Source organism: Tepidiforma flava (assembly GCF_027594505.1).
In the GTDB taxonomy this organism is placed as follows: domain Bacteria; phylum Chloroflexota; class Dehalococcoidia; order Tepidiformales; family Tepidiformaceae; genus Tepidiforma; species Tepidiforma flava.
The window spans coordinates 1,807,574-1,832,554 of sequence record NZ_CP115149.1 but is presented as its reverse complement, the minus strand read 5'-3'; the positions used below and the strand labels follow the sequence as shown (position 1 = coordinate 1,832,554).

General features: G+C 72.3%; 25 protein-coding genes. 16 read left to right on the top strand and 9 right to left on the bottom strand.

Going from position 1 to position 24,981, the window contains the following annotated elements; all coding sequences use genetic code 11:
- Positions 1-54: 54 nt before the first annotated feature.
- The 7 genes from O0235_RS10215 to O0235_RS10185 all read left to right on the top strand — a co-directional run bounded on the left by O0235_RS10215 (position 55) and on the right by O0235_RS10185 (position 6,141).
- Positions 55-492: a PaaI family thioesterase gene (locus O0235_RS10215; protein WP_270055690.1), complete on the top strand. Its 438-nt coding sequence runs from the start codon at positions 55-57 to the stop codon at positions 490-492.
- Positions 489-1,295: a leucyl/phenylalanyl-tRNA--protein transferase gene (gene aat / locus O0235_RS10210; protein WP_270055689.1), complete on the top strand. Its 807-nt coding sequence runs from the start codon at positions 489-491 to the stop codon at positions 1,293-1,295. The genes O0235_RS10215 and aat overlap by 4 nt, the downstream gene beginning before the upstream one ends.
- A gap of 58 nt (positions 1,296-1,353) precedes the next feature.
- On the top strand, positions 1,354-1,746 hold the full coding sequence (locus tag O0235_RS10205; protein ID WP_270055688.1) for a cupin domain-containing protein: 393 nt from the start codon (positions 1,354-1,356) through the stop codon (positions 1,744-1,746).
- A 53-nt stretch (positions 1,747-1,799) separates the two neighbouring features.
- Entirely contained in the window at positions 1,800-2,888 is a 1,089-nt protein-coding gene (leuB, locus tag O0235_RS10200) for a 3-isopropylmalate dehydrogenase (protein WP_270055687.1), read from the top strand.
- A gap of 86 nt (positions 2,889-2,974) precedes the next feature.
- The gene (locus O0235_RS10195) at positions 2,975-4,009 is read left to right on the top strand and encodes a zinc-binding dehydrogenase (RefSeq protein ID WP_270055686.1); all 1,035 of its coding nucleotides are present in this window, start codon (positions 2,975-2,977) and stop codon (positions 4,007-4,009) included.
- On the top strand, positions 4,006-4,227 hold the full coding sequence (locus tag O0235_RS10190; protein ID WP_270055685.1) for a hypothetical protein: 222 nt from the start codon (positions 4,006-4,008) through the stop codon (positions 4,225-4,227). The genes O0235_RS10195 and O0235_RS10190 overlap by 4 nt, the downstream gene beginning before the upstream one ends.
- A gap of 30 nt (positions 4,228-4,257) precedes the next feature.
- Positions 4,258-6,141 carry an acetyl/propionyl/methylcrotonyl-CoA carboxylase subunit alpha gene (locus O0235_RS10185; protein WP_270055684.1) on the top strand — a complete coding sequence of 628 codons (1,884 nt, stop codon included), beginning with the start codon at positions 4,258-4,260 and terminating at the stop codon, positions 6,139-6,141.
- Positions 6,142-6,254: 113 nt separating this feature from the next.
- Here the strand turns inward: O0235_RS10185 and O0235_RS10180 are convergent, their stop codons facing one another.
- The gene (locus tag O0235_RS10180; protein ID WP_270055683.1) at positions 6,255-7,853 is read right to left on the bottom strand and encodes a hypothetical protein; all 1,599 of its coding nucleotides are present in this window, start codon (positions 7,851-7,853) and stop codon (positions 6,255-6,257) included.
- A 110-nt stretch (positions 7,854-7,963) separates the two neighbouring features.
- Entirely contained in the window at positions 7,964-9,580 is a 1,617-nt protein-coding gene (locus O0235_RS10175) for a carboxyl transferase domain-containing protein (RefSeq protein ID WP_270055682.1), read from the bottom strand.
- Positions 9,581-9,723: 143 nt separating this feature from the next.
- Here O0235_RS10175 and O0235_RS10170 point away from each other — a divergent pair, with 143 nt between their 5' ends.
- From O0235_RS10170 to dcd, 3 genes are read left to right on the top strand one after another with little or no spacing between them, the layout of a single operon-like run.
- Positions 9,724-10,647: an MIP/aquaporin family protein gene (locus O0235_RS10170; RefSeq protein ID WP_270055681.1), complete on the top strand. Its 924-nt coding sequence runs from the start codon at positions 9,724-9,726 to the stop codon at positions 10,645-10,647.
- A 2-nt stretch (positions 10,648-10,649) separates the two neighbouring features.
- Positions 10,650-11,642, top strand: a complete 993-nt coding sequence (locus O0235_RS10165; protein ID WP_270055680.1) for a Ppx/GppA phosphatase family protein — start codon at positions 10,650-10,652, stop codon at positions 11,640-11,642.
- Positions 11,643-11,674: 32 nt separating this feature from the next.
- Entirely contained in the window at positions 11,675-12,244 is a 570-nt protein-coding gene (dcd, locus tag O0235_RS10160; protein WP_270055679.1) for a dCTP deaminase, read from the top strand.
- Positions 12,245-12,248: 4 nt separating this feature from the next.
- Here dcd and O0235_RS10155 read toward each other — a convergent pair whose 3' ends face one another.
- Positions 12,249-13,643, bottom strand: coding sequence for an MBL fold metallo-hydrolase RNA specificity domain-containing protein (locus tag O0235_RS10155; RefSeq protein ID WP_270055678.1), 1,395 nt, complete (start codon positions 13,641-13,643; stop codon positions 12,249-12,251).
- A gap of 4 nt (positions 13,644-13,647) precedes the next feature.
- A complete protein-coding gene (locus O0235_RS10150) occupies positions 13,648-14,343 on the bottom strand; it encodes an MBL fold metallo-hydrolase (RefSeq protein ID WP_270055677.1) in 696 nt (231 codons plus the stop codon).
- 69 nt (positions 14,344-14,412) lie between these two features.
- Here O0235_RS10150 and O0235_RS10145 point away from each other — a divergent pair, with 69 nt between their 5' ends.
- A complete protein-coding gene (locus O0235_RS10145; protein WP_270055676.1) occupies positions 14,413-15,141 on the top strand; it encodes a sulfite exporter TauE/SafE family protein in 729 nt (242 codons plus the stop codon).
- 105 nt (positions 15,142-15,246) lie between these two features.
- On the top strand, positions 15,247-16,446 hold the full coding sequence (locus tag O0235_RS10140) for a CaiB/BaiF CoA transferase family protein (RefSeq protein WP_270055675.1): 1,200 nt from the start codon (positions 15,247-15,249) through the stop codon (positions 16,444-16,446).
- A 3-nt stretch (positions 16,447-16,449) separates the two neighbouring features.
- On the opposite strand, the gene O0235_RS10135 is transcribed toward O0235_RS10140, so the two are convergent.
- Positions 16,450-17,679 (bottom strand): MFS transporter, encoded by a 1,230-nt coding sequence (locus O0235_RS10135; protein WP_270055674.1) that lies wholly within the window; start codon positions 17,677-17,679, stop codon positions 16,450-16,452.
- 77 nt (positions 17,680-17,756) lie between these two features.
- Here O0235_RS10135 and O0235_RS10130 point away from each other — a divergent pair, with 77 nt between their 5' ends.
- The 4 genes from O0235_RS10130 to secF are packed head-to-tail and all read left to right on the top strand — an operon-like array spanning position 17,757 to position 21,391.
- Positions 17,757-18,638: an HD domain-containing protein gene (locus O0235_RS10130; protein WP_270055673.1), complete on the top strand. Its 882-nt coding sequence runs from the start codon at positions 17,757-17,759 to the stop codon at positions 18,636-18,638.
- A gap of 33 nt (positions 18,639-18,671) precedes the next feature.
- Positions 18,672-19,016: a preprotein translocase subunit YajC gene (gene yajC, locus O0235_RS10125; RefSeq protein WP_270055672.1), complete on the top strand. Its 345-nt coding sequence runs from the start codon at positions 18,672-18,674 to the stop codon at positions 19,014-19,016.
- Positions 19,009-20,412, top strand: coding sequence for a protein translocase subunit SecD (gene secD, locus O0235_RS10120; protein WP_270055671.1), 1,404 nt, complete (start codon positions 19,009-19,011; stop codon positions 20,410-20,412). The genes yajC and secD overlap by 8 nt, the downstream gene beginning before the upstream one ends.
- A gap of 4 nt (positions 20,413-20,416) precedes the next feature.
- Entirely contained in the window at positions 20,417-21,391 is a 975-nt protein-coding gene (gene secF / locus O0235_RS10115) for a protein translocase subunit SecF (RefSeq protein ID WP_270055670.1), read from the top strand.
- A 7-nt stretch (positions 21,392-21,398) separates the two neighbouring features.
- Here secF and hemW read toward each other — a convergent pair whose 3' ends face one another.
- The 4 genes from hemW to O0235_RS10095 all read right to left on the bottom strand — a co-directional run bounded on the left by hemW (position 21,399) and on the right by O0235_RS10095 (position 24,933).
- Positions 21,399-22,631 carry a radical SAM family heme chaperone HemW gene (gene hemW / locus O0235_RS10110; RefSeq protein ID WP_270055669.1) on the bottom strand — a complete coding sequence of 411 codons (1,233 nt, stop codon included), beginning with the start codon at positions 22,629-22,631 and terminating at the stop codon, positions 21,399-21,401.
- Between the two features lie 2 nt (positions 22,632-22,633).
- Positions 22,634-22,906, bottom strand: coding sequence for a glycerophosphodiester phosphodiesterase (locus O0235_RS15975; RefSeq protein ID WP_373324439.1), 273 nt, complete (start codon positions 22,904-22,906; stop codon positions 22,634-22,636).
- Between the two features lie 417 nt (positions 22,907-23,323).
- Positions 23,324-24,100: a Crp/Fnr family transcriptional regulator gene (locus O0235_RS10100; RefSeq protein ID WP_270055667.1), complete on the bottom strand. Its 777-nt coding sequence runs from the start codon at positions 24,098-24,100 to the stop codon at positions 23,324-23,326.
- Complete coding sequence (locus O0235_RS10095) at positions 24,097-24,933, bottom strand: SirB1 family protein (protein ID WP_270055666.1); 837 nt, start codon at positions 24,931-24,933, stop codon at positions 24,097-24,099. The genes O0235_RS10100 and O0235_RS10095 overlap by 4 nt, the downstream gene beginning before the upstream one ends.
- Between the last annotated feature and the right edge of the window lie 48 nt (positions 24,934-24,981).

The window sequence follows — 24,981 nt, the reverse complement described above, 5'->3', positions numbered from 1 at the left end:
CGCGCGCTACGGTGCCCGTGGAGCGCGGCTGCGGCGCGGGGTAGGCTTTCGCGCATGGACGACGGCGACCTGACGGCCCGGCTGCAGGCGTGGGCCCGGGGGCGGTACTGGGAGCTGGTGGGGATCGAGACGGTCTCGGCGGCCCCGGGCCGGGTGGTGAACCGGGTGCGGCTGCGCGAGGAGCACCTGAATTACAACGACGTGGTGCACGGGGGCGTGATCTCGAGCCTGATCGATTCGTGCGCGGGCGGCGCCGTGCGGACGCTGCGGCAGGAGGCGGAGATCCGGGCGCGGCCGCACGCGACGAGCGACCTGCACGTTTCGTACCTCGCGCCGGCGCGGGGCACGGAGCTGGTGGCCGAGGCGCGGGTGGTGAAGATGGGTCGGACGGCGGCGTTCACGCAGGTAGAGGTGCGGGACGATGCGGGCCGGGTCGTGGCCCTCGGGCTGGTGACGTTCGTCATCGGGGGGCGGCGGGAGCCGGCGGGGTGAGCGGTGAGCGTGGTTCGGACCTCGCCGCGGTCGCGGTGCGGGACAGCGCGGGGCGGCCGTGCCCCATCCCGCTCGAGCTGCGCACGCGGGGGCCGGCGCTGCCGCTGCCCCGTGCGCGGTATTCGGTCCCCGGGCCGGAGGCGCTGGCCCGGGGGGATGAGACGGTCTACGTGCAGGGCGGCGAATTCACGCCGGAGATGATCGTGGCGGGCTACCGGCTGGGGTACTTCCCGTGGCCGCGGGGTGAGGAGGACGAGCTCTGGTGGTGCTCGCCGAACCCGCGGGCGATCCTGCCGGTGGAGACGTTCACCGTGCCGCGGCGGCTGGGGCGAACGATCCGGTCCGGGCGGTTCCGGGTGACGGTGGACGCAGCGTTCCACGAGGTCATCGTCTGCTGCAGCGAGCGGCGGGAGGGGACGTGGCTGACGCCGAATTTGATGGCGGCGTACCGGGAGCTGCATCGGCTCGGGTGGGCGCACAGCTTCGAGGTGTGGCTGGGTGAGACGCTGGCGGGCGGGCTGTACGGGCTGGCGGTGGGCGCGATGTTCGGGGCGGAATCGATGTTCACGCTGTACACGGATGCTTCGAAGGTTGCGGTGGCGGCGATGGTGCAGCACTGCCGGGCGCTCGGGGTGGAGCTGATCGACATCCAGGTGCTGAACCCGCACACGGCGCGGATCGGCGGGGTCGAGGTGCCGCGGCGGGAGTACCTGGCGCGGCTGGAGCGGGCGCTGCACCGGGAGGTGCGCTGGTTCAAAGGGGGAAGCGCGGGCCTTCCGGACGCGGCGCAGGGACACGGTTGACCCGCGACGCGGGGCAGGAATCGGCGCACACTGGAGGAGAAGACCGACAAGGAGGCGGATGATGACCGCGACCCGTCCCGTCCCGGTAGGACTGTACCACCTGCTGACCGACTACGAATGCCCGGCGGCGAGCGTCCGGGTGATCCGGATGAGCGGCGAGGGCGACGCCGTCGGCTCGCACGTGCACCGGCGGTCGATGCAGATGTACGTCGCGCTGGAGGGCAGCGTCGTGGTGGAGGTCGACGGGGTTGAGACGGTGCTGAAGCCGTACGAGGTGCTGGCGGTGTGGCCGGGGAGCGTGCACCGGGCGAGCCCTCTCGACGGGGAGGCCGTGGTGGCGAACATTTCGATTCCGCCGCTCGGCGCCGACGACCAGGTGCCGGTGACGGGTGCGGCGGAGCCGGCGGACCTGCGCCTGCCGCGCGGGGCAGACGCCGACATGGAGGACTGAGGGCCGGCGGACCTGATCGACGGTGAGGCCCCGGGCCGGGAGAATACGGGGCCATGGCTACGTTTCGCATCCTGGTGACGCCGGGCGACGGGATCGGCCCGGAGGTGATGGAAGAGGCGCTGAAGGTGCTGGGCCGCGTCGAGCGGCGCTTCGGGCACGAGTTCGTCTACGAGGAGGAGACGATCGGGGGCGCTGCGATCGACCGGTACGGCGTCGCGCTGCGGCCGGAGACGGTGGCGAAGGCGAAAGCCTCGCACGCGGTGCTGTTCGGGGCCGTCGGCGGGCCGAAGTGGGATGACCCGCGGGCGGCGGTGCGGCCCGAGGATGCGATCCTCGGGATGCGGAAGCAGCTGGGGCTGTTCGCGAACCTGCGGCCGGTGAAGATCGCGCCGGAGATGGTCGGGGAGAGCACGCTCAAGCCGGAGGTGCTCGAGGGCGTCGACATGGTCGTGATCCGGGAGCTGACCGGCGGGCTGTACTTCGGCAGGCCGAAGCGGCGGTGGGAGAGCGCGGAGGGCCGGCAGGCGGTGGATACGCTGCGGTACAGCGAGCGGGAGGTGGCGCGCGTGTGCCACGTCGCGTTCCAGCTCGCGCGGCAGCGGCGGAAGAAGGTCACGAGCGTGGACAAGGCGAACGTGCTGCGGACGGGTCAGCTGTGGCGGGAGGTGGCGACGGAGGTGGGGAAGCAGTACCCGGACGTGGAGCTGGAGCACATCCTCGTGGATGCGTGCGCGATGTACCTCGTGCGGCGGCCGGCGAGCTTCGACGTCATCGTGACGGAGAACATGTTCGGCGACATCCTGACGGACGAGGCGGCGATGCTGGCGGGTTCGATGGGGATGATGCCCTCGGCGAGCCTCGGGCGGCGGCGGAAGGACGGGACGGGCGTCGGGCTGTACGAGCCGATTCACGGGAGTGCGCCGGACATCGCGGGGCAGGGGAAGGCGAACCCGCTGGCGATGATCCTGAGCGCGGCGATGATGCTGCGGCTCTCGCTCGGGCTGGAGGCGGAGGCGCGGGCGGTGGAAGAGGCGGTGGATGCGGTCATCCGGGAGGGGCTGCGGACGCCGGACATCGCCGGGCCGGGGGCGAAGGTGGTGGATACGCGGACGATGGGGAGCGCGGTCGCCGAGCGGGTGTAGCAGCGCTCCCGGCCAGCAGTTCTCGATGACCCGGTAGGATTCAGGAGCCGGGCCGGGAGCGGCCCGCGGAGAAGGAGGAGCTGACGATGCCGGTTTCGAACACGTGCGTGAAGACGGGCGAGGGGCAGGTGGCGATGGCGCAGATCCCGTACCCGGATACGCCGGGGCCGGGACAGGCGCTCATCCGCACGCGGCTTTCGACGATTTGCGGGAGCGACATCCACGTGGTGGACCACCTGCCGGTGCCGGCGGGCGTGCCGATGGGGCACGAGGCGGTGGGGACGGTGGAGGCCGTCGGCGCAGGGGTGACGGCGTTCCGGCCGGGCGACCGGGTGGTGGTGAGCTGCCTGCTCTGCTGCGGCACCTGCCGGCGGTGCATGGAAGGCGAGCACCAAGTGTGCGAGACGTTCGGCGCGCCGGCGAACCTGCTCTTCGGGGCGCAGGGCGAGTTCTTCCTCGTGAACGGGGCGCAGACCTCGATGGCGAGGGTGCCGGACAGCCTCGAGGACGAGCAGGTGCTGTTCGTGACGGACATCATGTCGACGGGGTTCGCGGCGATCGAGCGGGCGGAGCTGAAGCCGGGGGACACGGTGGCGATTTTCGCGCAGGGGCCGGTGGGCCTGTGCGCGACGGCCGGGGCGCGGACGTACGGCGCGGGCCTCATCATCGCGGTCGAGGGCATCCCGGAGCGGGCGGCGATGGCGAAGCGGTTCGGCGCCGACGTGGTGGTGGACCCGGCGAATGCGGTGGCGGAGATCATGCGGCTGACGGGGAACCGCGGGGTGGACGTGGCGGTGGAGGCGCTGGGGCATGAGGTGACGTTCCAGAACGCGTGCGCGGTGGTGCGGAACGGCGGGACGGTCAGCTCGGTGGGCGTGTACGGCGGGTACAGCGAGCTGCGGCTGCCGACGGGCGGGTCGTTCATGCACCGGAAGGTGGTGACGACGCTCTGCCCGGTGGGGACGGCGCGGATGGAGCGGCTGATGGCGCTGGTGAAGGGCGGGAAGGTGGACCTCCGGCCGCTGCTGACGCACTCGCTGAAGCTGAGCGAGACGCCGGCGGGGTACGACCTCTTCCGGAAGCGGGAAGGCGGCGTCCTGAAGATCGCGCTCCGGCCGTGAGCGGCGCGGCGCCGCGGCGGCTGGTGTTCGTGTGCCGGCCGCCGCGGGAGTTCGTGGCGTGGGAGCTGGCGGCGTGGGCCGCGGAGGAGCTCGGCGACCTCAGCGGGGTCGTGGAGGTGGCGGTGCGGCATCCCGACCCGGAGATGGACGGCTCGTGCCGGTGGTGCGGGGCGCGCCGGGGCGAGGTGGTGCGGCTGGTGGACGGGCGGCTCGCGTAGCCCGGCCGGGCTGTGGTTGAATGCGCGGCGATGTTCGCAGCGGTGCTCGTGGCGAACCGGGGCGAGATCGCGGTCCGCATCATCCGCACGCTGCGGCGGCTGGGGGTGCGGGCCGTGCTCGCGGCGTCGCCGGCGGACCGGCTCTCGCTGGCGGCGCGGGAGGCGGATGCGGTGGCGCTGCTGCGGGGTTCGAGCGCGGCGGAGAGCTACCTCGACGGGGAGCAGCTCATCGCGGCGGCGCGGGCGCACGGCTGCGAGGCGGTGCACCCGGGCTACGGGTTCCTTGCGGAGTCGGCGGCGTTCGCGCGGGCGTGCGCGGCGGCGGGGCTGGTGTTCATCGGGCCGCCGCCGGGCGCGATGGAGCTGCTGGGGGACAAGGCGCGGGCGCGGCAGTTCGCGCAGGGGCTGGGCATCCCGGTTGTGCCGGGGTATGACGGGCCGGACGATGACGAGCAGCTGCTCGGGGCGGCGCCGGAAGTCGGGTTCCCGCTGCTGGTGAAGGCGCGGGCCGGGGGCGGCGGCCGGGGCATGCGGGCGGCGGCGTCGCTCGCGGAGCTGCGCGCGCTCATCCCCGGGGCGCGGCGCGAGGCGGAGGCGGCGTTCGGCGACGGCAGCCTGCTGCTCGAGCGGCTGGTGGAGCGGCCGCGCCACATCGAGGTGCAGGTGCTGGCGGACGGGCACGGCGCGGCGGTCCACCTCGGCGAGCGGGAGTGCTCGCTGCAGCGCCGCCGGCAGAAGCTGGTGGAGGAGGCACCGAGCCCGGCGGTGGACGCGGCGCTGCGGGCGGAGCTGACGGCGGCGGCGGTGCGGCTGGCGCAGGCGGCGGGGTACGTGAACGCCGGGACGGTCGAGTTCCTCGTGGGGGAGCCAGGCGCGAGCGGGCGGCGGCCGTGGTACTTCCTGGAGGTGAACCCGCGGCTGCAGGTGGAGCACCCGGTGACGGAGGTAGTGACGGGGCTCGACCTCGTCGAGCTGCAGGTGCGGATTGCGGCCGCCGAGCGGCTGCCGTTCGGGCAGGACGAAGTGCGGTTCGCGGGGCACGCCATCGAGTTCCGGGTGAATGCCGAGGACCCGGCGGCCGACTTCCAGCCGACCGGCGGCGAGGTGCGGTGGTGGCCGGGTGCGGGGGCTGCGGGCTGGCGGGTGGACGCGGGATACGGCGACGGCGACCGGGTGCCCGGGTTCTACGACTCGCTGCTGGCGAAGGTGGTGGTGCGCGGGCGGACGCGGGAGGAGGCGGTGTCGCTGCTGCGGGGGATTCCGCCGGGGCTCGTCGAGACGCCGCGGACGACGGCGCCGCTGGCGCAGGCGCTCGCCGATGACCCCGAGTTCATCCGCGGCGAGGTGCACACGGGGTGGCTGGAGGAGCGGCTGCCGGCGCTGCTGGAGCGGTCGGGCGCGCCGGCCGGCGCGTGGGCTGCGGCCGCAGCGGCGGCGGCGCAGCTTGCTGCAGGGGCGGGGGCGTTCGCCGGGCCTGCGTGGATCGGCGCGGGCACGCCGGCGCTCTGGCTGGACGATGGGCGGCGCACGGCGGATGCGCTGGCGTTCGGCGAGCCGGCGCCCGGGCTTCGGGCGCGGGCGGAGGCGGGGCGGCTCGTGGTGGAGGATGGCTCCGGGCGCTGCTGGACATTCCGCACAGCGCTGCCACCGGCGCCGCGACGCCGGGCTGCGGCCGACGAGGGCGGCGGAGGTGCGGCGGCGCTGGCGCCGCTGGCGGGGACGGTCGCAGCGGTGCCGGTCTCGGCAGGGCAAACGGTTCAGCCGGGGGACGTGCTGTGCGTGGTGCACGCGATGAAGATGGAGCACCCGGTGCGGGCGGACGCTGCGGGCGTCGTCACGGAGGTTTGCGTCGCACCGGGCGCGGCGGTGGCGGCGGGGGAGGTGCTGGTGCGCCTCGAACCGCGGGCCGGCTGACGCCGGGAGCGGCAGGACAACCGCCGCGGCGGTGGATGGAGCAGGGCAAACTGGAAACGGGGGAGCCGGCAGATGCGGCTCCCCCGTTCGCGCGCGGAACCGGGAAGCTGGCGTCAGTTCCCCTTATCGGGGGCGTCGGGCGCGGGGCGGGGCGGGACCGCGCCGCCGCCGGGCTGCTTCTCGAGCTTCTCGATGTCGAGGGCGGGGTCGAGGCTCTTCGCGACGGCGATCAGGTCGTCGCGGGAGACGGCGGGATTGATGCCCTTCGAGTAGGCGTTGACGTTGTAGCTGGTGCCGTCGGCGGTGACCCAGCCGATGCCGTAGTCGCTGATCCAGCCGAAGAATTCGCCGGAGGCGGAGGCACCGGGGCTGGCGTAGATGGCGACGTCGATGACGTCGGCGCCTTTTTCGAGCGTCCACGAGAGGCTGTAGCTGGCGGCGAACCCTTGCGGCCGCTGGCAGCCGGGGTCGATGTCCATGGCGAAGCTGGCCGACCGGGTCACGGTGTAGCCGGCGGGCGGGACGGGCGCGCGGAAGCCGAGCCGCTGGATGTCGGCCTCGGTGAGGGTGCGCTGGCGGACGAAGCAGGCGTCACTGAACGAGGGGTCGAGGGCTTTCGCGACGGCCCGGATGACGTCGGCGCTGCCGCTGCCGTCCTTCCCGCCGTACCAGACGGAGAACTGGAGACCGCGGGAGGCCCAGCTGGCGCTGTACTGGTCGATGTAGCCGGGGAAGGAGGCATCGGCGCCGGCGGGCAGGCCGGTCACGGAGACGCCGAAGATGTCGCCCTGGTCGGAGTTCCAGTAGGCGTAGAGGCCGAAGCCTTCGGTCGGCTTGACGGAGGTATCGCAGCCGGCCGCGGGCTCGCGGAAGGCGGTGATGTGGACTTCGGAGAGGGCGAGGCCGGAGGGGATGGCCGGGCGGGGGTCGCCGACGCTGAAGGCGGCGAGGGCCGACCAGTCGGCATCGGTAACGGTCCAGAAGCACTGCTGGTCGAAGCCGGGCGCGACCTTGCTGATGAGTTCGCGCAGGACTTCCGGCGCGCGCGGGTCGGGGCCGGAGGGGTAGGGCTTCGCGGTGTCGTAGGGGCGGACGGGGTAGCTGTTGACGTAGATGGAGAAGTGGTAGCCGAGGGCGGCGAAGACAGCCCCGTCGGAGCGAAGGACGGGGGCGAGGGGCTCGGACGAGGCTACCTGGGAGAGGTAGGCCTCGAGGCCGGTCGCGGTGTGGCGCCAGGACGTAGAGAGCATCGGCCGGGGGGTGCCGGTCGGCTGGCCCTGGTCGTCGCAGTCAGCAACAGCAGCGAGGCTGACGGCGATGAGTTCGAAGCCGTCGCGGGGGACGCGGGGCTGGATGCCGGCGGCCTCGAGGTCGACGGCGGAGATGCCGAGGGCCGAGGCCGGGAGCGGCGCCTGGCACTGGTACGGCATGCCATAGCCGAGCTTGGAGGAGGCGGCGTCCTCGCCGCCGGCGCCGCCGATGCCGGGGGAGCCCGCGGCGGCGGGGATGGCCGGGCGGCCGAACGGCGTGCGGGCCGGGAACGGGGCGGAGATGCCGGGCGAGGCGCCGCCGGCAGCGGGCGGGGCATCGCCGCCGCCATCGAAGAAGGCGCGGGCGGTGAGGGCGCCGGCGGCGAAGACGGCCGCGGCCGCGACGCCGGCGATAGCCCAGCCGAGCGGGCCGGAGAGCCGGATGGGCGGGTTCGAAGGCATGGTTCCTCCTGCGGGGGTGTTCCCCTTCGATGCAGGGAACGACGGCGGCGGACGAAATGTTCCCGCCGGTTCGCGCGTGTCTTACTGAATGATTCGGCTGGCGGGGGCGCCTACATGCGGAAAGTGCCGAACCTGGTCGGCTGGAGCGGCGCGCAGGCGGCGGCCTGGAGGCCGATGGCGAGGACGCGGCGGGTGTCGCGGGGGTCGATGACGCCGTCGTCCCAGAGGCGTGCGGTGGAGAAGTAGGGGGAGCCTTCGGCTTCGTAGCGGGCGATGGTGGGGGCTTTGAAGGCTTCCTGCTCCTCCGGGGTGAGGGTTTCGCCGCGGTCGAGGCGGACCTGGAGGAGAACGGAGGCGGCCTGTTCGCCGCCCATGACGGAGATGCGGGCGGAGGGCCACATCCAGAGCTGGCGGGGGCCGTAGGCGCGGCCGCACATGGCGTAGTTCCCGGCGCCGAAGCTGCCGCCGATGATGACGGTGAACTTCGGGACCTCGGCGCAGGCGACGGCGGTGACCATCTTGGCGCCGTCCTTTGCGATGCCGGCGTTTTCGTACTGGCGGCCGACCATGAAGCCGGTGATGTTCTGGAGGAAGACGAGCGGGATGCCGCGGGCGGCGCAAAGTTCGATGAAGTGGGCACCTTTGAGCGCGGACTCGGAGAAGAGGATGCCGTTGTTGGCGACGATGCCGACGGGGTGGCCTTCGATGCGGGCGAAGCCGCAGACGAGGGTGGTGCCGTAGCGGGCCTTGAATTCGTGGAAGCGGGAGCCGTCGACGACCCGGGCGATGACTTCGCGGACGTCGAAGGCGTGGCGGAGGTCGGCGGGCACGATGCCGAGGAGGTCGTCGGCGGGATAGGCCGGGGGTTCCGGCTCGGCGACGGGCCAGGGCGGCGGCGGAGGCGGCGGGAGGGTGGCGACGATCTCCCGGATGATGCGGAGGGCGTGGTGGTCGTCCTCGGCGAGGTGGTCGGCGACGCCGGAGATGCGGGTGTGGACATCGGCGCCGCCGAGCTCTTCGGGGGTGGTGATTTCGCCGGTGGCCGCGCGGACGAGGGGCGGGCCGCCGAGGAAGATGGTGCCGGTGCCGCGGACGATGACGGTTTCGTCACTCATGGCGGGGACGTAGGCGCCGCCGGCGGTGCAGGAGCCCATGACGGCGGCGACCTGGGCGATGCCGAGGGCGCTCATGCGGGCCTGGTTGTAGAAGATGCGGCCGAAGTGGTGCTTATCGGGGAAGACGTCGTGCTGGAGCGGGAGGAAGGCGCCGCCGGAATCGACGAGGTAGATGCAGGGGAGGCGGTTCTCTTCGGCGATTTCCTGGGCGCGGAGGTGCTTTTTGACGGTGAGAGGGTAATAGGTTCCGCCTTTGACGGTGGCGTCGTTGGCGATGACGACACAGGGGCGGCCGGCGACGACGCCGATGCCGGTGACGATGCCGGCAGAGGGGACATCGTCGTCGTAGACACCGTCGGCGGCCAGGGGGCTGAACTCGAGGAAGGCCGTCGCGGGGTCGATGAGGAGCTGGATGCGCTCGCGGGCGAGGAGCTTGCCGCGGGCGCGGTGGCGTTCGATGGCGGCGGGTTCGGCGGCGGATGCGACGCGGTCGAGGCGGGCGCGGAGGTCGGCGATGAGCGCGCGGTTGTGGGCGGCGTTCGCGCGGAAGGCCTCAGAGGCGGGGTCGATGCGGGATTCGAGGCGGGGGAGCTGGTGGGCGAAGGGGTCCATCGCGGGCTCCGGCGGGGTGATGGCGGCAGCTTACCGCGGGGCGCGGGAGGCGGGCAGGGGAGCCGCCCGGGGGCGAGACGTTGATCGGGGTGGGCAGCGGTGCTAGGTTGCGGGGCCATCCAACGCGTGAGGTGCCTGGAGCGATGACGACCACAGACGAGGCGCGGGCGAGCGAAGTCCGGCAGCGGGCCGAGCGGGTGGCGAATGCGGGCGACGCGGTGGCGCGGGCGCTGGGATACCCGACGGGGTTCCTCGCGGAGCGGTTCGCGTTCATGGACGACGCGCACGAGTGGCGGCGGCTGTTCGCGGAGGTGCTGGGGACGTTCTTCCTCGTGTTCGTGGCGGCGGGCGCGACGATGGTGGACGCGCGGTTCGGCGGCAACGTGGTGAGCCCGGCAACGCAGGTGACGGTGCCGGGGCTGATGGTGGCGGCGATCATCCTGTCGATGGGTTCGGTCTCCGGCGCGCATCTGAATCCCGTAGTGACGCTGGCATTTGCGCTGCGGTCGGATTTCCCGTGGCGGCGGGTGCCGCTGTACCTCGTGGCGCAGGCGGTGGGTGCGACGGCAGCGGCGGGGGCGCTCGCGGCGCTCGTCGGGGAGCAGGGGACGGCCGGGCTGACGCTGCCGGGCGAGGGGGTGAGCGCGCTGCGGGCGATGTGGTGGGAGGTGGTGCTGACGTTCGGGCTGGTGACGGTGATCCTGGGGACGGCCTCGGGAGCGCAGAACGTGGGGCCGCTGGGAGCGGGCGGGGTGGGCGGCTACATCGCGCTGGCGGGCCTCATCGGGTGGCCGATGAGCGGGGCGTCGATGAACCCGTTCCGGTCGCTGGGGCCGGCGCTGGTGCTGTGGGAGTGGAAGGACTGGTGGGTGTACCTTGCGGGGCCGCTGGCCGGGGCCCTGCTGGCGGTCGGGGCGGCGTGGGCGCTGCGCGGGCCGGGCGGCGGATTCTACGGCCGGAAGGCGGCGCAGGGCGGGCTGGGATGGCTGTGGCACCCGGGCCCGGTGACGTACCGCATCCCGGATGCGCCGGATGACCCGCCGCCGCCCCGGGGCGGGGCGCGGTAGCGATGCCCGGCAGGGGACGGCGGGAGCGGCGGGCGGTCATCGATATCGGCTCGGACACGGTCCACCTGATCATCGGGCGGCTGGTGCCGGGGCCGGGCGGCGAGCCGACGGTGGAGACGCTGGAGTCGCATTCGGAGCTGCTGGAGCTGGGGCTGGAGGTGGCGCGGTACGGGCGGATCGACCCGCGCGACCTGCGCGACCTGGAGGCGGTGGTCACGCGTTTCGCGGCGAAGGCGCGGCGGGAGGCGGGCCACCTCGTCATCGGGGCGACGGAGGCGAGCCGGCGGGCGGAGAACGGCGGGGAGGTGCTGGCGGAGCTGGCGCGGCGGGTGGGGGAACCGATCCGGCTGCTCTCCGGCGTGCGCGAGGCGCAGCTCGGCGTGCTCGGGGTGAGCATGCGCCTGGACGAACGGGGGGAGCAGCTGGTGGTCGACTCGGGGGGAGCCTCGACCGAGCTCTCGCTGACGTCGGGACGGGAGGTACGGGCCGCGGCGTCGCTGGGGGCCGGGGCGGCCGCGCTGCGGGGAGCGATGCCGGGCGACCCGCCAGGGCCGCTGACGTGGGCGCTCGCGGCGACGGCGGTGGGGGCGGCGCTGGCAGGGGCGCCGCCGGGCCGGCCGGCGAAAGCGTGGGCGACGGGCGGGACGGCGCACCACCTGGTGCGCCTCGAGCGGAAGACGCGGAACCGGAAGCCGGCAGGGCTGACGCTGGCGGAGATGGAGCGCTTGAGCGGGGAGCTGCTGCGGAAGCCGGCGGAGAAGCTGGGGCGGCAGCGGAAGCAGGACCCGCGGCGGGTGGCGCTGCTCGCGCCCGGGGTGCTCATCGTGGCGGCAGTGCTGCGGCGCTACGGGCTGGAGCGGTGCACGGTGCTGCCGGAAGGGGTGCGGGAAGGGATGCTGCTGGCGAGCGCGCTGGAGGGCGAGACGTGGTGGCAGGACCGGGCCGCGGAGGGCCGGGGCGGCGGCGAGGAGGAACGGAAGGCGGGAGGGGCCTAGACTGGGGCGAAATCCAGCCGGGGTGCAGGGCGATGGTCCTGAGCGATCGAACGATTCGGCGCGAACTGGAGGCGGGGAACATCGAAATCGACCCGCTGGGGCCGGATGCGATTCAGCCGGCGAGCGTGGACCTGCGGCTGGGGCACCTGTTCCGGGTGTTCCGGAATTCGCGGGTGCCGTTCATCGATGTGAAGCAGGAGTACCCGGACCTGACGGAGCTGGTGGAAGCGACGGCAGAGCAGCCGTTCATCCTCCACCCGGGGGAGTTCGCGCTGGCCGTGACGCTGGAGCGGGTGCGGCTGCCGGACTTCATCGTGGGGCGGCTGGAGGGGAAGTCGTCGCTGGGGCGGCTGGGGCTGCTGGTGCATTCGACCGCGGGGTACGTGGACCCGGGCTGGAACGGGGCGCTGACGCTGGAGCTTTCGAACGTGGCGAACCTGCCGATTGCGCTCTACCCGGGGATGAAGGTGTCGCAGATTTCGTTCCTCCGGCTGACGGAGCCGGCGGAGCACCCGTACGGGTCGAAAGAGGCGGGGAGCAAGTACCAGGGGCAGGAGGGGCCGACGCCGAGCAAGTACTACCTGAATTTCCGCGACCGGTAGGCCGTCACTCGAGAGGGAACGCCTCGCCCAGGGCGGGGATGCGGATGTCGGAGGGGACGCGGCCGCGGAGGGCGCCGGCAAGGGCCTCGGCGGCGGGCGGCTCGCCGTGGACGAGGAAGATGCGCTTCGGCGGTTCGGGCGCGGATTCGACCCAGCGCAGGAGTTCGTCGCGGTCGGCATGGGCGGAGAGGCCGTGGAGGCAGGTGACGCGGGCGCGGACGTCGACGTCGATGCCGAAGACGCGCACCGCGGGCGCGCCTTCGAGGAGGGCGCGGCCGCGGGTGCCGGCGGCCTGGTAGCCGACGAGGCAGATGAGGTTGCGCGGGTCGGGGGCGAGACGCTGGAGGTGGTGGAGGACCCGGCCGCCGGTGAGCATGCCACTGGCGGCGATGATGATGCGCGGCCCGGGGAGGTTGTTGAGCCTTTTGGAGTCCTCGATGGTCCGGTGGAAGCGGACGTTGCGCGGGAAGAGGGCGCCGGGCGCCGTGTGGGGGATATCGCGGTCGAGGTATTCGCTTTCGAGGTAGCGGGAGTAGAGGCCGGTGACGTCGTTCGCCATCGGGGAGTCGATGTGGATGGGGACGTCGGGGAAGCGGCCGGTTTCGATGGCGACGCGGAGGTGGTGGGTGACGAGCTGGGCGCGGGCGACGGCGAAGGCCGGGATGAGGACGGTGCCGCCGCGTTCGAGGGTGGGGAGGAGCTCGTCGCGGAGCTGGCTGACGATGGGCTCGTGGCTGTGGGCGCGGTCGCCGTAGGTGGATTCGAGCACGAGGGTGTCGCAGGCGGGGAGGGGGACGGGGTCGGTGTGGAGGGGCTGGCGGTAGCGGCCGAGGTCGCCGCTGAAGACGATGCGGTGGGCGCGGTCGTCGGCGAGGGGGACTTCGAGCTGGACGAAGGAGGAGCCGAGGATGTGGCCGGCGTTGCGGAAGGTGACGCGGAAGGTGCCGGCTTCGAAGCGTTCGCCGTAGGGCCGGGTACGGAGGTATTCGAGGGCGCGGAGGGCATCTTTGACGGTGTAGAGGGGCAGGGCGGGGTGGTGCTTGCTGAAGCCCTTCCGGTTGGCGAAGGCGGCGTCTTCTTCCTGGATTTCGGCGGCGTCGATGAGGAGGATGCGGGTCATCTCGGCGGTGGCCGGGGTGGCGTAGACGGGGCCGCGGTAGCCGAGGCGGACGAGGCGGGGGAGGTAGCCGGTGTGGTCGATGTGGGCGTGGGTGAGGACGATGGCGCGGGGCGCCTGGGGGTCGAAGCCGGGGCGCTGCCAGTTCTGGAGCCGGAGCTCTTTCAGGCCCTGGAAGAGGCCGCAATCGACGAGGACGGCATCCCGTCCGGCGGTGACGAGGAAGCGGGAGCCGGTGACGGTGCCGGCGCCGCCGTGGAAGGCGATGGAGGCAGCGGGCACGGGCTTACTGCCGGAGCCAGCTGGCGGCCGGGTCCTGGCCGCGGCGGAGCCATTCGAGGACGAAGGGGTTGTGCTGCTTTTCGAAGCCGATGGTGGTCTCCTGCATGTGGCCGGGGAGGACGATGGTCTCTTCGGGCAGGACGAGGAGGCGTTCGCAGATGGAGCGCATCTCCTGGTCGAAGTTGCCGCCGGGGAGGTCGGTCCGGCCGATGGAGCCGCGGAACAGGGTATCGCCGCTGAAGAGGAGGCCTTCTTCGGCGTAGTAGGAGACGGAGCCGGGGGTGTGGCCGGGGGTGGCGATGGTGCGGAGGCGGAGGCCGGCGACTTCGACGATGTCGCCGTGGGCGACGAAGGCGTCGGGGTCCGGGGGGCCTTTTTCGATGGGGATGCCGAAGCGGGCGGCGATGGACTTCCAGCCGTGGCGGAGGAGGTCGAGGTCGGCCTCGTGGAGGAGGAATTTTGCGCCGGTGGCGGCGTGGACGCCGGCGACGCCCATGACGTGGTCGACGTGGGCGTGGGAGTTGGCGATGTATTTGATGGTGACGCCCATGTCGCGGGCGAGGGCGAGGATCTCCTCGGGCTCGTCGCCGGGGTCGATGCAGATGGCTTCGCCGGTGCGGCGGTTCCCGATGACCCAGCAGTTCTCCTGGAACACGCCGACGACGATGCCGCGGACCATGAGTTCGTTGGCAACTTCCATGCGCGTAGGGTAGCGCGGCGGGGCGCGGCGCGCGTTGGCCGAAGGGGCGGCGCGTGCGATAAGGGGGCGATGGACCCGGTGACGGTGGGCATCGTGATGGCGCTGGCGGCGGTCGCGTCGATGATCCAGGCGCTTTCGGGGTTCGGGTTTTCGCTCTTCATCGTGCCGTTCCTGGCGATGGTGGTGGGGCCGAAGGAGACGGTGGCGCTGGCGAACCTGCTCGGGACGGCGGTGAACCTCACGCAGCTGCGGTCGGTGGGACGGGCGGCGGAGCGGGGGATGACGGCGCGGATGATCGCGGGCTGCTACGCGGGGATGCCGCTCGGGCTGGCGGTGCTGCTGGCGGCGGAGCCGCGGGCGCTGCAGGCGGGGATCGCGGTGTGTGTGCTGGCGTTCACGGGGGTGCTGGCGCGGGGGTGGCAGCTGCGGGGCCGGGGGCCGGCGTGGGATGTCGGGACGGGGTTCGCGAGCGGGATTTTGAATACGTCGACGAGCATGTCGGGGCCGCCGGTGGTGCTCTACCTGCAGGGGCGGCGGCTGGCGCCGCTGGCGTTCCGCGGGACGACGACGGTGTACTTCCTCGCGACCTCGGGCGGAGCGGCGGCGATGCTGCTCGCCTCGGGGGCGCTGACGGGCCGGGCGGCGGCGCTGGCGGCGGCGGCGTTCCCGGCGAGCCAGGCGGGCCGGCTGGCCGGCAACCGGCTGTTCCGGCGGTTCGATGAGCGGCGGTTCCGGCTGCTGGTGTTCGCGATTCTGCTGGCGAGCGCCTGTTCGGCGCTGGCGAACGCCCTGCTGTAGCGCAGGGGCGAACGGAACGGCGGCTGGCGCCGGCGGCAGCCGGGGCGCGAAGTGCGGCGGCTGGTATGATGCGCGCCGCGAAACTGCGCAGGGAGGGAGCGCGCGATGGCAGGTCCGCTGGAAGGCATCCGGGTGGTGGAGATGGGGGTGTGGGTGGCAGGGCCCTCGTGCGCGGCGATTCTCGCGGACTGGGGGGCTGATGTCGTGAAGCTGGAGCCGCCGGAGGGCGACCCCTTCCGGGGGCTGGGGGCGGCGTTCGGCGCGGTGATGAACCCGCCGTTCGAGCTGGACAACCGGGGCAAGCGGAGCGTGGCGGTGAATCTCGAAACGGCGGAGGGGCGCGCCATCGCGGAGGCGCTCATCGACCGGGCGGACGTGTTCGTGACGAACATGCGGCCCCGGGCGCTGGCGCGGCTGGGGATGGACTACGAGCGGCTGGCGGCGCGGAACCCGGGCCTCATCTACTGCCAGGTGACGGGGTACGGGCCGGATTCGCCGGAGGCGAACCGGGCGGCGTACGACGTGGGCGCGTTCTGGTCGCGGGCAGGCGTGGTGGCAGGGCTGACGCCGGCGGGGGCAGAGCCGCCGCTGCAGCGGGGCGGGATGGGCGACCACATGACGGGGGCGAACGCGGCGGGCGCGGTGGCGGCGGCGCTGTTCGCGCGGACGCGGACAGGGAAGGGGCAGCGGGTGAGCGTCTCGCTGACGCGCATCGGGGTCTACATGATGGGATGGGACACGAACACGCAGCTGCGGGCGAAGCTGCCGCCGACCCCGCCGCACGACCGGCGGCACGCGCCGAACCCGCTCATCAACCCGTACCGGGATGCGGAGGGGCGGTGGTTCTACCTGCTGCTGCTGCAGGGCGACCGGCACTGGCCGGACCTGCTGCGGGCGCTCGGGAATCCGCCGGAGCTGGCGGAGGACCCGCGGTTCGCGGACATCCCGGGACGGCGGGACAACGCGCCCGCGCTGGTCGAGGTGCTGGACCGCATCCTCGCGACGAAGACCCTGGCGGAGTGGGGGCCGATTTTCGACGCGAACGACGTCTGGTGGGCGCCGATCCTGAGCGTGGCGGAGGTGGTGCAGGACCCGGTGGTCCGGGCTGCGGGGGCGTTCGTGGAGCTGGAGTCGCCGGACGGGCCGGTGGAGCAGGTGAACACGCCGGCGGACTTCTTCGGCACCCCGGCGGAGCCGCGGGGCTGGGCGCCGGAGCTGGGGCAGCACACGGAGGAGGTGCTGCTGGAGCTGGGGTTCGACTGGGAGCGGATCGCGGAGCTGAAGGAGGCGGGGGCGATCCTGTAAGGCTCAGGCGCCGGGGGCCGTGCCCGGCGCCGTGGCGGCGGCGCGGTGGCGGCGGAGCGGTTCGGGCACGAGGAAGGCGAGCACGGCCGCGCCAGCGAGGCCGATGCCGCCGGTCACCACGGAGGCGGCAGCGAGCGAGCCGACGCCGATGATGGCGCTGACGAGGAGGGGGCCGCCGGCGGTTCCGAGGTCCGTGACGAGGCGCCAGGCGCCGAGGAATTCGCCGCGGCCGGCGGCGGGGGAGAAATCGGAGCCGAGGGTCATGTTGATGCCGCTGCCGAGGCCGTTGCCGAAGGAGACGAGGAGGCTCGCCAGCAGGAGCGTGAGGTAGGAGCCGGAGAGCGGCACGAGGAGCATGCCGAGGGCCATGAAGAGGAGGCAGGGGACGCCGGCGAACTTGCGGCCCCAGCGGTCCATGACGATGCCGACAGGGTAGAAGAGCGTCATATCGAGCGCGGAGGAGAGGCCGAAGATGACGGAGACCTGGGCGGCATCGAGGCCGATGCGGTCGCCCCAGAGGGGGATGACGGCCTGGCGGCTGGAGCGGAGGACCTGGATGGCGAGGGAGGCGAGGCCGGCGGTGGCGAAGATGCCGGCGTGGTCGCGGAGGACACCGAGGACGGGGTGGGCGGTAGCGGCGGGGGCGGTTTCGGCGCCGGTTTCGCGGACGACGGCGAAGATGAGAAGCGCGGCGGCGAGGGCGAGGAGCGCCTGCAGGTAGAAGGCGGCGTCGGTGCCGATGACGGCAGCAAGGGCGGCGCCGAGGAACGGGCCGGCGAAGTTGCCGATGCGGTTCGAGCCGCCGATGAGGGAGAGGACGCGGCCGCGCTGGTCGAGCGGCGAGACGTCGGTGGCGTAGGAGAGGCGGGCGAGCATCCAGATCGCCCAGGTGCAGCCCATGACGAAGACGAGCGGGGCGAGGACGAGGGGGTGCGGCGCGAGGGCGATGCCGACGGCGACGATGAAGAGGACGGCGGTGGCGATGAGCATCGTCCAGCGTTCGCCGAGGCGGGAAACCATGATGCCGGCGGGAATATCGAAGGCCATGGTGCCGATGCCGCGGAGGGCGACGAGGAAGCCGGCAAAGGCGGGCGAGGCGCCGAGCTCGATGGCGTAAAGCGGCATGACGGGAATGACGGCGCCCTGCCCGACGGCGAAGAGGAAGGTAGGAAGGTAGACGGAGACGGTGAGCGAACGGATGCGGAAGGGCTCCGGGCTGACGTTTCCGTTCACGTGAGCATCGTAGGGGCGGAGCGCCGGGCGGGCGAGCCGACGGCGGCCGGCGCGGCGGATGGCGTAGGCTTGAGGGCATGGAGTGGGCCGGGCTGCGGGAGGCGCTCCTGGCGCGGGACGCGGGAGCGCGGCTCCGGGAGCTGGACGCCGCGGGACGACTGACGGCGGCGCTGCCGGAGCTGGAGGCGGGGCGCGGGTTCGCGCAGCCGGAGCTGCACGCGTACGACGTGCTCGGGCACAGCCTGGCGGCGGTGGATGCGGTGGACGCGGTGTTCGCGGACGGCGCGGCGGGCCGGGAGTTCCGGGAGGCGATCGGGTGGGTCGATTTCGACCGCTGGCTGACGCGGGAGGTCGGCGGCGAGCCGCTGGCGGCGCTGGTGCGGCTCGGCGCGCTGCTCCACGATGTGGCGAAGCCGGCGACGGCGACCGTCGCCGACGGGCGGCTGCGGTTTCCGCGGCATGGACCGGCCGGCGCGGAGATGATGGCCGGGCGGCTGGCGGCGCTGGGGCTGAGCGCGGGGGCGGCAGCGCTCGTGACGCGGCTCATCCGGCACCACCTGCGGCCGCAGGAGCTGGTGCGGAACTGGCCGGCGACGGACCGGGCGGTGCGGCGGTTCGTGCGGGACCTGGACGGCGAGGTGCTGGCGCTGATGGTCGTGAACCTGGCGGACGGCTGGGCGACGCAGGGGCCGCGGTACACGCGGGAGCACTTCCGTCGGCATTGCGGGTTCGTGAATTACGTGCTGGCGCGGGCGTGGGCGGCATCGGAAGACGATGGCCCGGCGCCGCTGGTCACGGGGGATGACCTCATTACCGAGCTGGGCCTATCCGGTGGACGCTTGTTAGGGGCTGTCCTAACATCGGTTCGCCACGCCCAGCTCGAGGGGCACGTCCGGACGCGGGAGGAGGCTCTCGCACTGGCGCGGGACGTGCTGGGGCGCCCCGGGATGAACGCTTAGCAGGGCCGGGGCTGCCCGGGAGGAGTTTCCACCATGGCCGCTATGTGGAGCGTGATTTTCTACACCGGGCTGGCGGTTGCTGCCTTCTACTTCATCCTGCTGCAGCCGGTGCTGAAGGAGAAGAAAGAGCAGCGGAAGGCGGTCCAGCAGCTGAAAATCGGGGACGAGGTCATCACGACGGGCGGGCTCATCGGGGAAGTGAAGGACGTGGTGGTGCCGGCGGCGGGCCCGACGGAGATCATCCTCGAGCTTGCGCCGGGCGTCCGGGTGCGGGCGGTGACGGACGCGATTGCGCGGCGGCTGAGCACGCTGGAGACGAACGAATCGCAGCCCGCGGCCGAGGGGTCGACGGGCGAGGTGACACACTCGGGTGCGTAGTACTTCGACGGTTCTGCTGTTCCTGTTCGTGGTGGCGCTGACGACGTTCAGCATCATCGTCGTTTGGCCGAGCACGCCTTCGCGCTACCTGCCGGGGGATTTCTGGCCTGCGGGCCGGGGGATCAAGATCGGCAACTGGGAGCGGGAGACGATGCGGCTGGGGCTCGACCTGCGCGGGGGGGCCTACCTCGTGCTCGAAGCGGACCCACCGCCGGATTACCAGGGCGACATCGACCAGGCGCTGGAGAGCGCGAAGCAGGTGGTCGAGCGGCGCGTGAACGCGTTCGGCGTGAGCGAGGCGGAGATCACGCGGGCGAGCGGGAACCGGCTGAGCGTGCAGGTGCCCGGGATTTCGCTGACGGAGGCGCAGGACCTCATCGGCAAGACGGCGGCGCTCGAGTTCATGGTTTATGACGACCAGTACAACCTGGTGCCGGCGACGGGCGTGGTGAACGGGCAGACGCTGCAGATGACGGGCGCCTACCTGAAGAACAACACGTACCCGTCGCGGCTGGGCACGACGTTCGCGGTGAACTTCGAGACGACGGGCGTCGGCGCGCAGCTGATGGAGCAGATCACGACGCGGGCGCTGCAGTATCCGCCGGGCGACCCGCGGCGGCTGCTGGTCGTGATGCTGGACGGGCAGGTGCTGAGCGAGGCGGAGGTGCAGGCGGTCATCCGGGACGCGGGCCAGATCACGGGGCAGCCGACGTTCAGCGCGGCGAGCACGCTTTCGAAGCAGCTGAACTCGGGCGCGCTGCCGATCCCGCTGCGGACGGTGCAGGCGAGCGAGGTGAGCGCGACGCTGGGCGAGGATTCGGTGCTGGCGTCGGTGAAGGCGGGCCTCGTCGGGATGGCGGCCGTGATGATTTTCATGGTCCTGTACTACCGGCTGCCGGGGGTGCTGGCATCGGCTGCGCTGGTGGTCTACACGTCCGTCGTCCTGATGATTTTCAAGCTGGTGCCGGTGACGCTGACGCTCTCGGGCATCGCAGCGTTCGTGCTCTCGGTGGGCATGGCGGTCGACGCGAACGTGCTCATCTTCGAACGGCTGAAAGAAGAGCTGCGGCGGGGGCGGACGCTGAACGCGGCGATCGATATCGGGTTCCGCCGGGCGTGGCTTTCGATCCGCGACTCGAACGTCTCGACGCTGATTACCTGCGTAATCCTGTACTGGTTCGGCGACCAGTTCGGGGCGGCGCTGGTGAAGGGGTTCGCGCTGACGCTGGCGATCGGCGTGCTCGTGAGCATGTTCTCGGCGATCACGGTGACGCGGACGTTCCTGAAGATGATCCTCGGGACGCCGATGGCGAAGAGCGCGTTCCTGTTCAACGCGTCGGAGCGGCCGGCGCAGGAGCGGCCGCGGCGGCGGATGGCCGAGGCGGCGGGGGAGTAAGCCGATGCTGGACTTCGCTGGCAAGCGCTGGTGGTACCTCGGGTTCTCGGGCGTCTTCTTCGTCGCGGCGCTGGCCGCGCTCGCCATCTGGGGCCTGAAGCCGGGGATCGAGTTCACTTCGGGGTCGACCTTCACGGTCCAGTTCCTCGAGCGCCCCGTTTCGCAGGCGGAGCTGCGGCAAGCGATGCGGGAGCTGGGGCACCCGGAGGCGCGGGTGCAGGCCTCGGGCGACAACACGTACATCGTGCGGACGAGCGAACTGGAGAACGCGCCGAGCCTGACGGCGGGGGCCGGGCCGGTGCCGCCGGGCGAGATCGACGACATCGAGCGGGGGCTGCAGGAGCGGTTCGGCGCGCTGCAGCGGAAAGACTTTGCGACGGTGTCGGGTGCGGTCTCGGCGGAGATTGCGCGGTACGCAACGCTCGCGGTCATCGCAGCGGCGGCGGCGATTCTCGTCTACATCTGGCTGGCGTTCCGGCAGCTGCCGAAGCCGTGGCGGTACGGCGCGTGCGCGGTCATCGCGCTCGTGCACGATGCGGTGATCGTGATGGGGCTGTTCGCCATCCTCGGCGAGTTCCGCGGGGTGGAAGTGGACACGGCGTTCATCACGGCGATCCTGACGGTCATCGGATTCTCGGTGCACGACACGATCGTGGTGTTCGACCGGATTCGCGAGATGGTGACGCACGACCCGTACGTGCCGTTCGAAGAGGCGGTGAACGCGAGCCTGACGGAGACGCTGGCGCGGTCGATCAACACGTCGCTGGTGGTCGTGCTGACGATCGTGGCGATGCTGCTCATCGGCGGCGAGACGATCCGGAACTTCCTGCTGGTGCTGCTCGTCGGCATCGTGGCGGGGACGTATTCGAGCATCGGCGTGGCGTCGCAGGTGCTGGTGGCGTGGGAGAACCGGGACCTGGCGCGGTTCTGGCGGAAGATCCGCGGGCAGCAGGAGCTGGCGGCCGCCGAAGCGGCCTGAGGGACCGTCATTTCGGCGCTGCGTATGGCGGGGCCGGCGGCGCGGCGCGGGCGGCGAGACGAGGCAGCCGGGGCGCGGTTTGCTCGAGGCAGACCAGGAGGCGGGCGGCGATTTCGCCGTGGAGGAGCCTGCCGCGGGCGGTGAGGCGGACGCGCGGCGCGAGTTCGAGGAGGCCGGCTTCGGCAAGTTCCCGGAGGACGGAACCGGCAGCGGCTTCGAGCGGGACGGCCCAGCGGCGCTCGAACTCGGCGGGGGCGAAGCCTTCCAGCAGGCGGAGGCGGAGGGCGAGCCAATCGGCCACCTGCGCCGGGAGCGCGGGCGTGGTGACCCGGGCGAGCGCGGGGCGCGGCTGGCCGGGCGGGGCCGCCTCGACGGCGGCGATGTACGCGCGGGGGTGGGCGATGTTTTCGTACCGTTCGCCGGCGAGGTAGCCGTGCGCGCCTGCGCCGAGGGCGAGGTAGTCGCGGTCGGTCCAGTAGGCTCGGTTATGTCGTGATTCGTGGCCGGGGCGGGCCCAGTTCGAGAGTTCGTACTGCCGGAAGCCGGCTGCGTCGAGGAGCGCTGAGGCGGCTTCGTACATGTCGGCGGCGAGGTCCGGGTCGGGCGGCTCGACGTCGCCCCGCGCGATGCGGGCGGCGAGGGGGGTGCCGTCTTCGACGGTGAGGGCGTAGCAGGAGACGTGGTCGGGCTCGAGGCGCAGGGCGGCGCGGATGCTTTCGAGCCAGGCGCCGAGCGGCTGGCCGGGGAGGCCGTAGATGAGGTCGAGGCTGACGCTTTCGAACCCGGCATCGCGGGCGGCGGCGACGGCGGCGGCGGTCGCCTCCGGGGAGTGGATGCGGTCGAGGAAGGCGAGCTCGGCGGCGCGGAAGGACTGTGCGCCGATGGAGAGCCGGGTCACGCCGGCGGCGCGGAGGCCGCGGAGGTAGGGCGGTGACGAGGTGCCGGGGTTGACTTCGAGGGTGACCTCGGCGCCGGGCTCGAAGGGGGCGAGGTCACGCAGGCGCTCGAGGAGGGCGGCGATGTGCTGTGCCGGGAATTCGCCGGGGGTACCGCCGCCGAAGCCGACGGAGGCGATGGCGCGGCCGGCGAGGAGCGGACGGGCGGCGTCGGCTTCGCGGAGCAGGGCGCGGGCGTAGGCATCCTTCAGGGCATCCATGCCGGCGTAGGCGTTGAAGTCGCAGTAGCCGCACTTGATGGTGCAGAAGGGGATGTGGACGTAGACGGCGAGCGGTTCGGCCATGGTCAGTGGCGGAGGGCTTCGCGGAGCTCGGCGACGCGGTGGGTGGTGATGCCGTCGACGCCCCAGTCGGCGAGCTCCTGGGCGCGGTCGAGGTCGTCGACGGTCCAGGCGACGACGGCGAGGCCGCGGCGGCGGAGCTCCTCGACGATGGGGCGGGTGAGGAGGGTGTGGCGGCAGGAGATGCCGCGCGGGAGGGGGTCGCGCTCGGCGACGCTGAGGAAGAGGTCGAGCTTGGCGCGGACGTCGATGGAGTAGAGGAGGTCGATTGCCGGCAGGCGGTCGTGGAGGGCGCGGAGGATGGACCAGGACTGGGAGGAGGCGACGACCGGGGGGTGGTGCTCGAGCGCGGTGAGGAGGTCGCGGATGGCCTCGGCGGTGCCGTGGCCGCCGTCTTTGAGGTCGAGGAGGATGCCGGCGCCGGAGCCGGCGGCGAGGTCGAGCAGCTCTTCGAGGCCAAAGTGGGCGGAGGGGAGCCGTTTGAGGTACCAGTGTTTCGACGAGGAAAGGGAAGAAGCGGATGCGGCGCTCGTGGCGGGCTTCGAAGCGGCCGCGGTGGAGCCAGAGGTCGACTTCGAGGAGGTCGGCGCGGGCCTCGAGGGCGGCGGCGGCAGCGGCGGGGTGGTTGCCGCCGCCGTGGGCGATGAGGAGCGGGCGCGGGTGCTCCGGGGAGAGCGGGCTGGCTGCCGCGGAGGTCACCCTGCCATGGTACTGGCCGGCGCGTTCACGGGGTGGCGCGGGGAGACGGGGATTTCGCCGGCGGCGATGTCATCGAGGAGGTCTTCGTCTTCGATGCGGTAGCCATCGGGGATGGGGGAGATGGCGCCGAGGGTGACGAAGCGGGAGAGGAGGGCGGTGACAGTTTCGCGGCTGGTGCCGATCGTCTGGGCAAGCTCCTGGTGGGTGAGGCCGAGGCGGATGATGCCGTCTTCGCTGCGGGCGAGGAGGGTATCGGCGAGCCGGGCGGAGACGGGCTTGGAGACGATGTTCATGAAGGTGCGCTGCATGCCGGCGAGGCGGCGGGCCATGAGCTCCATCATGGCGAAGCCGAGGCGGGGGGACTGCTGGAGGAGGTGGGAGAAGTCTTCCCAGGTGATGGAGACGGCCATGGTCTCTTCGATGGCCTGCGCGGTGGCGGTGCGCTCGCCGTCTTCGACGATGGCCATATCGCCGACGACGTCCCCCTTGCCGACGACGTCGAGGATGATTTCTTTGCCGTTATCGGCGACCTGGAAGATTTTCACGCGGCCTTTGAGGATGAGGTAGACGCGCTCTGCGGGGTCGCCGGCGGCGAAGATGATTTGGCGCGGCTTGAAGCGGCGTTCGGTGAGGTGGGGGATGAGGCGCTCGAGCTCTTCGTCGGTGAGGACGTTGAGCACGCGGGAGAGCTGGCGCAGGTACCAGGCGATGGAGCGCTGGAGCGCCTGGCGGCCGCGGGGCTGGGCGTGGCGGGCTGGCGTTTCGATGGTCATCGCGATTCCCCCATGTTGCGATAGCGGATTCGGAGCTGGTCGAGCAGGCGGATGGCGCCGGGACTGGCGTCTTTTTCGGTGACGGAGACGTAGGTTTCGAGGTCGGGCAGGGCTTCGTCGAGGCGGCCGAGGCGGTAGCGGAGCATGCCGCGTTCGCCGATGAGGGCGACGTTCCACGGCGCGAGGCGGAGCTGGAGCTCGATGGTGTCGTGCCAGCGCTGGATATCGCGGCGGGTGCGGAAGATGACGTGGAGGTTGTTCAGCATGCGCTGGAGGATTTGGCGGCGGGTGACGGCGGCGAGGAAGGTCTCGGGGCGGGCGCCGCCGAGGTCGAGGCCGCGGAGCATGGCGAGGAGCTCGGTTTCATCGAGCCGGGCGCCCTGCTGGAAGGGGTCGACGTAGGCGTAGCTGCCGGGCCGGCCGTAGCGGACGATGAAGTGGCCGGGGAACCCGACGCCGTCGGCAGGGAGGCCAACGCGGCTGGCGACTTCGAGGTAGACGAGGGAGAGGGTGATGGGGATGCCGACCCGCCGTTCGAGCACGCGGTCGAGGTAAGAGTTTTCGGGGTCGTCGTAGTTTTCGAAGCTGCCGCGGAAGCCGCGGACCGCGAAGAGCTGGTTATCGATGGCGTGGGCGAGCGCCTCGTGGGAGGGGCGTTCGCCGGCCTCAGCGAGGACGTCTTCGGCGATGAGGTCGAGCGCGCGGGCGGCCGCGTGCGGGTCGACCGGGTGGCCGCCGAGCCGTGCGATGACCATGGCGGCGGAGAAAAGGTCAACCTCGTCGGGGTGACCGGCAACGGCGGCCTCGAAGGCGTCGAAGTCGGCGGTGTTCACTCCGATCCAGTATACGAGCGGGAGGCGAAATCCCGTCACCGCGGGCGG

Bases quoted from the DNA above. Each gene is read 5' to 3' on its own strand.
- O0235_RS10215 (WP_270055690.1), top strand. From the start codon at position 55: ATGGACGACGGCGACCTGACGGCCCGGCTGCAGGCGTGGGCCCGGGGG.
- O0235_RS10205 (WP_270055688.1), top strand. From the start codon at position 1,354: ATGATGACCGCGACCCGTCCCGTCCCGGTAGGACTGTACCACCTGCTG.
- leuB (WP_270055687.1), top strand. From the start codon at position 1,800: ATGGCTACGTTTCGCATCCTGGTGACGCCGGGCGACGGGATCGGCCCG.
- O0235_RS10195 (WP_270055686.1), top strand. From the start codon at position 2,975: ATGCCGGTTTCGAACACGTGCGTGAAGACGGGCGAGGGGCAGGTGGCG.
- O0235_RS10185 (WP_270055684.1), top strand. From the start codon at position 4,258: ATGTTCGCAGCGGTGCTCGTGGCGAACCGGGGCGAGATCGCGGTCCGC.
- O0235_RS10180 (WP_270055683.1), bottom strand. From the start codon at position 7,853: ATGCCTTCGAACCCGCCCATCCGGCTCTCCGGCCCGCTCGGCTGGGCT.
- O0235_RS10175 (WP_270055682.1), bottom strand. From the start codon at position 9,580: ATGGACCCCTTCGCCCACCAGCTCCCCCGCCTCGAATCCCGCATCGAC.
- O0235_RS10170 (WP_270055681.1), top strand. From the start codon at position 9,724: ATGACGACCACAGACGAGGCGCGGGCGAGCGAAGTCCGGCAGCGGGCC.
- O0235_RS10165 (WP_270055680.1), top strand. From the start codon at position 10,650: ATGCCCGGCAGGGGACGGCGGGAGCGGCGGGCGGTCATCGATATCGGC.
- dcd (WP_270055679.1), top strand. From the start codon at position 11,675: ATGGTCCTGAGCGATCGAACGATTCGGCGCGAACTGGAGGCGGGGAAC.
- O0235_RS10150 (WP_270055677.1), bottom strand. From the start codon at position 14,343: ATGGAAGTTGCCAACGAACTCATGGTCCGCGGCATCGTCGTCGGCGTG.
- O0235_RS10145 (WP_270055676.1), top strand. From the start codon at position 14,413: ATGGACCCGGTGACGGTGGGCATCGTGATGGCGCTGGCGGCGGTCGCG.
- O0235_RS10140 (WP_270055675.1), top strand. From the start codon at position 15,247: ATGGCAGGTCCGCTGGAAGGCATCCGGGTGGTGGAGATGGGGGTGTGG.
- O0235_RS10130 (WP_270055673.1), top strand. From the start codon at position 17,757: ATGGAGTGGGCCGGGCTGCGGGAGGCGCTCCTGGCGCGGGACGCGGGA.
- yajC (WP_270055672.1), top strand. From the start codon at position 18,672: ATGGCCGCTATGTGGAGCGTGATTTTCTACACCGGGCTGGCGGTTGCT.
- secF (WP_270055670.1), top strand. From the start codon at position 20,417: ATGCTGGACTTCGCTGGCAAGCGCTGGTGGTACCTCGGGTTCTCGGGC.
- hemW (WP_270055669.1), bottom strand. From the start codon at position 22,631: ATGGCCGAACCGCTCGCCGTCTACGTCCACATCCCCTTCTGCACCATC.
- O0235_RS10100 (WP_270055667.1), bottom strand. From the start codon at position 24,100: ATGACCATCGAAACGCCAGCCCGCCACGCCCAGCCCCGCGGCCGCCAG.